Origin of the sequence: Methylobacterium mesophilicum (assembly GCF_022179445.1) — a bacterium.
In the GTDB taxonomy this organism is placed as follows: Bacteria; Pseudomonadota; Alphaproteobacteria; order Rhizobiales; family Beijerinckiaceae; genus Methylobacterium; species Methylobacterium mesophilicum.
Map to the genome: position 1 here is coordinate 1 of NZ_BPQU01000187.1, position 226 is coordinate 226.

Annotated in this window: 1 pseudogene; it reads right to left on the reverse strand. The window is 65.0% G+C overall.

Features of this window, described 5'->3' with window-relative positions:
• A pseudogene (locus tag MFF40_RS28680) lies at positions 1-226 on the reverse strand (ABC transporter substrate-binding protein); the annotation flags it as partial.

Here is a 226-nt window from a genome sequence, read left to right on the forward strand (position 1 = left end):
GCCGACATACTCGGTGATCTGCGTGAACGGATCGGTCTTGGCGATCCGTTCCGGCATGATGAAGGCGCACGGGGCGTTGTTCTTGCCCAGGGCCAGCAGGAGCTTGGGGAAGGGCTTCTTGAGCTGCCAGCGGAAGGTGCGATCGTCGACGGGGCTGAGTTCGACCTGCACTGCCCGGATCATGAGACCCATCGGGTCGCGGGCCATCCAGCGGGTGAGGCTCGCC